The following is a 6788-nucleotide window of genomic DNA, read 5'->3' as shown; positions in this document are numbered from 1 at the left end:
ACCAAAATCATGTGGAATGAAACCACCATAAGAAGGCAATTTAAGTGAAGGAAGTAATTCAGGGTTTTCACTATATTTATTTTTAGTACATCCAGAAAATGATAAACTTGCCATAACGATCAAAACAGTTATAATAAAAATTTCAATATTGTTTTTCATTGCTGCCTCCTTTAGTTAATCTGCTCATCCCAGTACGAATATTCCTCTGGGTGTTGCAAGAAAGGGTCTGGGCTCGAACTAAAATTATCCCACTTATCGTCTTTAGAAATGTTTGCTCCCATTACTCTTGCGATTGTATTTGATAAGTGTCCGTTCTGATACTCATAGGCCGCAGTAAAAAATGAATATTTAAAAGAATTGTCCTGTGCAATGAGCTGGCCGTATTTAGTACCTTCATTCGAATCTAACCACATTTCACTCGCAAATCCCATAACAAGATGTACCCCATTAAAAATATGCTTTAGATTATTGTAATAGGTTTGATTACCAAAATTTGTCAGGAAATTACAACAATACATTGTAGCCCATTTTATACGATAGCCGCTTCCTCCGTGGGAACCCCATGAAATTTCGCTCCAATCTGCATTTACAGCATTGGCATAATGTGAAGGATGATAAGGTGGGTTGCTGCTATTTTGAGTAAAAAAATGTGCTGCTGCATTTCCGTTACCCAAAAAATTGGCACTGACTCCATGTCCAGCAAAAGCAAAAAAATCAACAGAATTTGCATTAATACCGGTTAAGTCATTTTCCCATGCATATTTATCAGCATGTGAAAATGAACTGATAAAGATGCCTGAACCAAGTGCACTCTTTAATTTGTTTACATATTCAACTCCATAACGGTCTCCAAAATTGCAACCTCCTATCGACTGATACCCGTCTACGCCGTCAAACCCGCTATAAAGTATTAAGCCACCAGAAGCACTTGCTTTATAAATATTGAAAAACGATAGTCCGCATATTGATAGAGAAAGTATAAATACAACTGCAATTAATAAATTGTATTTTTTCATTTCAATGCCTCCTTGTACAATATATTTTTTGTTTTCTTTTCCAAATTCAACACTCGCTATCTTTTCTAATAAAATCTTTCTTCGCCTTTCCTCCTTATCCCGGAGCCTTGCCCTCGTTTCAAAGCATCACTCCCCAATCCCAAGGGAGATTTCGCTCCTGTGGAAAATTTACTTCTCGTATATATAGACTCCCAAAAAAGTTCCATATTTTTCAAGAATTTCTAAAATGTTTAGGAAAATTCCCTTTTTTGAATAATTACATTCCAAAATTTTGGAAAAGTTAAGCGAAGCTTATGCTACTTGTCCAATTTTACGCTGCAAATCATAAAAATGCTCTGATCTTGAGAAGACCAGAGGCATACAGAACCTCAATTATAAACAGCTAATTTTTCCCAAAACTCTTCGTAAATTTGACAAATCTGTATTGATATGTGGTTGTTGACAATTCAGGCTCAAATCTTGAGATGAGAAGTCCATCTTTCATATAGAGTATATGGTAGTAATAGTTATCTTCTCCAAGAACAAAGTCTTCTTTATAATAAAAAGGCGGAGGCAGAATGTTCTTTCTGTCTTCTTCTCCTATAACCATAGTATAGTGTTCTTCGGTTTTTGGGTTTAAGCTAAAGATAGCAAGATGAGTTGTAACAGTTTTTGTTTCTTCATTCCACGAGTCTGAGGTTTGATACATCATGACGATCCTCCCGGAGTTGAAACGCGTACCAAGTGAATCGACTGGGGCTCCATTCTCTAAAGGTTGCGATAAAAACATTGTTCTCCCGGTTTCAGGATCCTTAACCTCTATCCTTGCATTCTCGTAAAGCCATGTATCCTTATATCTGTTGAATAGTAAGTTAACACCTGGTGTTATACCATCAAAACTTCCATTTTTTAGTTCTTTAACTATCTGCGTTCTACCTTCATCATCAACGATAACTGCTTTGGGTCCTTTCCATGTTGGCAAGTCTTCTGGAGGAACACTTGGCGTAAAACAATCTTGTTAGCACCCAATCGGTACATAAGCACATCAATAGGGAATCCAAGAAGTTTCTTTGCATCAAGAATTTTAATATCATTATCTTTTATTATTGAGACATAGTCCGAATCCAGATCCCCTAAATCCGGGGCTTTAGAACCCCCCCCTATAAGAATACTTAAGGAACATACACTTATCAGTTACGATCAGTTTAACGGGCAGTAAATTTATAGGATCTTCACTAAACAGGAGTTTATCTATATTTACGTTTCCCAACACTTCTCCTTTTTTATTTACCTTAAGAATTCTTTTATTTAACTGGTCAACAATATAGACATTTCCATCTTTATCCACATCAAAGGTTGCAGGACCAAAATACCAGAAATTCTCATACGGACCTGATAAACCTACCTCATTTTCTCCACTTCCCCATTTTAACATTAAATAAGGAACTGGCTCCGCTTTTCCAGCAGAGACTCTTGTAAAATGGGATGAAAAATCAAAAAAGAAAGTTAATAACAATACAAAAATAACTAAAATTATTGCTATCTTTCTCTTCATTTGGCACCTCCTAATTTCCTCTGCCAATTGCTAACCAATGATAAACTGTTGGCTTATCAAAAGTTGTTTTATATCCCGAAGGGATGAGTTCCTCATAAACTTTGTTTCTTGCACTAGATGAATGTATGATATACCAACCATCGCTAGTTTTATAGGTTGCAATGGTTACATGCGTAAAATAACCTTTCGCCAGTTCCCACCAAGCAAGTATATTGGATTGTTTAGTAATAGTATAATACCTAGGATCGGAGTTTGTTTCCTTGCCGTCATTTTGCATGTAAGGACCCCCTCCCCATGATGTATATGTTGTTATACAGATATGCCATCAGCAGGGAAATTACCATAATATAAGTTATACCCCATTTCTCTAAATACTGTTGCAACAAACCCAGTGCAATTTGTTCCCTTACCGTTGTCTCTTGAAACGGTATTAGCACCCGATGCAACATATGGATATGTCTCAAGCCACGTTCTTGCCTGTCTTATATAGGCAAGCCAGTTTAAATTCCATTGAGTAATACTCACCGATTTATACACTGTATATTGAGGGTTGTTTTCTGGAATAACCTTAAAATAATAAGTTCCTCTCTGGCATAAATTATTGGAACCTCCTTTATCGGCTGTTCCATCTCAGGATGCAGAATACGTCTGTCCTCCAACAGCATAGATTCTTGCAACCTGTGCTTTCACCACCTCCTTATAATAGGTTACAGCATCAGAAGAGTTCCACACATTAGTATAAGGATAGGTTTTAGAAGCATCGTTTTTTGATGTAAACTGATTAACTATTTGAACTGTAACATATTGTGTACTGTCTACGGAAAATGAAATCGTAGATGTTTGTCCCAATCCAGGGTTGAATGGATTCGGTGATGGATTAGTTACGCTAAAAGCAAGTACCTTATTGGTAATAATAAGAGAAAAGAATAGCAAAACAATAAGAACAATACTTACTTTTATTGTCTCACAAGTTATTTTTACAAAAAATTGTTTAATCTTGCTAATTATTCCTCCTCCCAATTTTAATTTTTCTTTTAAACTTTTCAAAATGTTTTCGTTTCCCTCGCCTCCCCTACCCACGGAGCCTTACCCTCGGTTTAACCATTCATCACCTCTCTTCCCGAGGGAGATTTCGCTCCTGTGGAAAATTTACTTCTCACACATACAACGTTTTTGGAACAAAAAAGTTCCATCACCATATTTATCTTTGTTTTAGCAATATCCACTTTACTACATTACCTCCATAGCCTACAACATCTCCGTTTTCAGGATCTATGAGATAGAAATCCTGATGAGTAATAAGTCTTACTCTACAATGCCCGAGATCTTGCCTTAGTCTTCTTATACTAAAATCTAATTATTGTAAACGAGTGAAAGTATTAAGGTTTGTTTTCTTCGCCGTGCAATACTTCAAGCAGCTTATCAATATATGTGACATTTATCCACTGGACAGGCCCAAGATAAATATCTTTAGGAACGCCTATGCTATTTTCAGAGACTATAATATTTTCTGAAGTAAACGTATCCCATCCGCCTCTATACTCAATTAACATATTAGTATTCCTATCAAAAAGCTTTGGTGGTCCCTCAAACGTGATGAATCTCCCGCTTGGAGAAATACCTCTACAAGTCGGGCTCCAATCATCCCAGGCAATATACAATGGAGGCTTAAGCACTGCCTCCTTCATTAATAATTACTTTATCTATTAATTTGAAACACTTTGTCGGCAAATAAGAATACTCCATGTGTTTCGGCATCTATTATGCCAGTTGGTATAGTAATAGAACTCTTGAATTCGCCGTTGATCTTGTCTAAGTTTATGTCAGGAGAATGTATTCCAATAACGGGCCTTGGTTTAGATATTGGAAGATAGCTTTTTTCAAGATCCTCTTTTGTGGGATCAAAACACCCAATAAAGAGGATCTGCTTATCGGTTTTCAAATTTATAACTTCTACCGCATCTATTGGAGGATCATCACTTACTGTTGAAAGGAGAGGTTTGCCGTCTATTGAATCGACATCGCTTCCAACAAACCAAATTTTTCCATTCGAATGTACTACCCCAGATACAATAAACACGCCAAAGTTATATGTTTTTGCATGCTTTAATTCATTGTCTAAAACGAATAAGTTACCCTTTATATCAACTCCCCATACGCTGTTTTCCACAACAAAAAGCTTCTGCACTGGTTGTGAGAAAATATAAAACTCTCTCGTTGCGAGGTTTAATTTCCCAAATTGGTCCTGTATTAAATAACTACCCTTCCCTGAATAGAAATTTGTCACGAAGAGTATATCCTCACTAAACTTTATGATCTTGTTCACTGAACCAAATTCCTCTGGTAGTTTCCATTCGTCAAATTTCCTTCTATCAACATCAAAGAGAAGAATCCCATTTGCATTGTTCCTCGATATTACAATGTATTTGCCGACTTTTTCTATGTCTATAATTGAACTATCGCTTGTATCCCTGTTTGGTATAAGGTCACTTTTTATATCATATTTCCGTGGAGAAAGTTGTATTCTTTCGACTGAGTAATCTTTTCTTCTAATAAAAATAATCATTTCGTCAACCCCAACATAAATGGTATTCTTATCAAAGCAGATCTTGCCACGCCCACTAGAGCTTGATTTATGCGCACCTAAATCAATAGTTCTTACTATTCTTCCGTCAAGAGAAGTAATCGTGAGGACCCAACTTTGCTGGTCATTATTAAAATGAAGATAATTTAAATAATCACCATATGGGTCGTAAAAGACACCTCTTGTTAGTGGAATGTTCGGTTTATTAACTTCAGCCATTTTGAACTGGCTATTTATTGCCTTAACTGTCTCAATATTAGAAACATCAAGAGTTGCATTTCTTATCTTCAATGTTCTTGTTTTAAGCCACACAGGAGAGATAATTATTGCGAAGGCTACGATAATAACTATAAAGAGCTTTACTATATTTTTCATTTTGTCCTCCTTATTGTTTTTTATTACTAATATTGTAATACTTATCAAAAATAAACGGCTGGTATGGAGGATATGCAAAAGTAGTTGTATTTAAAGTCGGATACTGGTCTTTCCAAAACACATAAAAATCTGCATATCTTAATTGTATATTTGAAATACTTGCAGGTCCCATATCTTAGTATGATGCAGTAGTATTATATACTTCACCTTTTGCTTGTGGCCATAGATATTGTGGAGCTATTATTCCTGTTCCATCCATTAAATTACCGTCCAAATAGAAACGAAAAACAGCACTATTGTCTGCCCTTCTTCCAACGAAAACCAATTCATATGTATGTGTAGTAGGAGTTAGTGAATAAAATATTATCGTGTCATTAACAACCATATTCTCAAAAAAGCCATTGGAGAATAAGCCCCTTTGTTAGGATCTTTCATCCATCCTACTTCAACCCAAGAACCATTGTTGTCTGCTAAGCTTATATTCTCGCCTGAAAAGTCATTGTTTGATACAAGATTAGGGTTTGCATAAGAAATAGTTGCCTTGATTCCGTCATAGTTCATAGCGCTAATTTGCACACCAGCAAAACTGTAATTACCGGTGACAGCTAAACAATTTTGCAACGAAAACAACCCAAGAGTTGAAACGATTAAACTTATATTAATTACTTTTTTAATGATTAACCTCCTTAAAATCTTAATATTTTTTGTTCAAAATTCAACTTCCTATTTACTTTCTATGCTACTCTCATATTGCACCACCTCCTTTAAAACATACCTCTTAATAATTCTGCTATTTTATTCCTCTGTAGTCTGTGATCCTTCTCAGCAGATTTATTTCTGCGCTAATATTCTTCTCATAAATTTCTCCTCTCATATATAGAATCCACTGATAAGGATCGTGGATTACAAAGGATTAAGACTCCGAATCCTGCAAAAAAGTTCGGTAAATTTGGGAGAATTTTTGCAACTTCTTCATAAAATCATTTCCTCACATATATAACGTTTGAGAGTGAAAAAAGTTCGGTGTGGGAGCTTTAATTTTATTTTGGCAATATCCACTTTACTACACTGCCTCCCAAGCCTACAATGTCTCCACTTTGGGAATCTATGAGATAGAAATCCTGATGGAAAACGAATCGTTCTTTATGAGTGCTCACATTGTGAGGGATAATCCGAAGTCCTGAACATCGTGAATAGGAAACAACCGAGGCAATAATAGATAAAAATGGTGGATATGAAGCTAAAAGAAAATTATTCTAACAAACCTTAAACAAGTAGG

The 6788-nt window shown here is 35.7% G+C and carries 9 protein-coding genes; all 9 read right to left on the bottom strand.

Going from position 1 to position 6788, the window contains the following annotated elements; all coding sequences use genetic code 11:
* Nucleotides 1-170 precede the first annotated feature (170 nt).
* Entirely contained in the window at nt 171-1016 is an 846-nt protein-coding gene (locus ACP5SP_RS07105; RefSeq protein ID WP_428076346.1) for a DUF6345 domain-containing protein, read from the bottom strand.
* A 382-nt stretch (nt 1017-1398) separates the two neighbouring features.
* Entirely contained in the window at nt 1399-1977 is a 579-nt protein-coding gene (locus tag ACP5SP_RS07100) for a hypothetical protein (protein ID WP_428076345.1), read from the bottom strand.
* 165 nt (nt 1978-2142) lie between these two features.
* Nucleotides 2143-2550, bottom strand: coding sequence for a hypothetical protein (locus ACP5SP_RS07095; protein ID WP_428076344.1), 408 nt, complete (start codon nt 2548-2550; stop codon nt 2143-2145).
* Between the two features lie 10 nt (nt 2551-2560).
* Nucleotides 2561-2827, bottom strand: coding sequence for a hypothetical protein (locus ACP5SP_RS07090; RefSeq protein WP_428076343.1), 267 nt, complete (start codon nt 2825-2827; stop codon nt 2561-2563).
* Nucleotides 2828-2859: 32 nt separating this feature from the next.
* Nucleotides 2860-3075 carry a hypothetical protein gene (locus tag ACP5SP_RS07085; protein ID WP_428076342.1) on the bottom strand — a complete coding sequence of 72 codons (216 nt, stop codon included), beginning with the start codon at nt 3073-3075 and terminating at the stop codon, nt 2860-2862.
* Nucleotides 3076-3180: 105 nt separating this feature from the next.
* A complete protein-coding gene (locus ACP5SP_RS07080; RefSeq protein ID WP_428076341.1) occupies nt 3181-3597 on the bottom strand; it encodes a hypothetical protein in 417 nt (138 codons plus the stop codon).
* Nucleotides 3598-3929: 332 nt separating this feature from the next.
* A complete protein-coding gene (locus tag ACP5SP_RS07075; RefSeq protein ID WP_428076340.1) occupies nt 3930-4238 on the bottom strand; it encodes a hypothetical protein in 309 nt (102 codons plus the stop codon).
* A gap of 11 nt (nt 4239-4249) precedes the next feature.
* The gene (locus ACP5SP_RS07070; RefSeq protein ID WP_428076339.1) at nt 4250-5509 is read right to left on the bottom strand and encodes a hypothetical protein; all 1260 of its coding nucleotides are present in this window, start codon (nt 5507-5509) and stop codon (nt 4250-4252) included.
* 363 nt (nt 5510-5872) lie between these two features.
* Nucleotides 5873-6070, bottom strand: a complete 198-nt coding sequence (locus tag ACP5SP_RS07065; RefSeq protein ID WP_428076338.1) for a hypothetical protein — start codon at nt 6068-6070, stop codon at nt 5873-5875.
* Between the last annotated feature and the right edge of the window lie 718 nt (nt 6071-6788).

It is taken from the genome of Caldisericum sp., from assembly GCF_049967455.1.
Lineage (GTDB): Bacteria > Caldisericota > Caldisericia > Caldisericales > Caldisericaceae > Caldisericum > Caldisericum exile_A.
The sequence above is the reverse complement of the archived record's forward strand: the minus strand, read 5'-3'. Positions and strand labels throughout refer to the sequence as shown.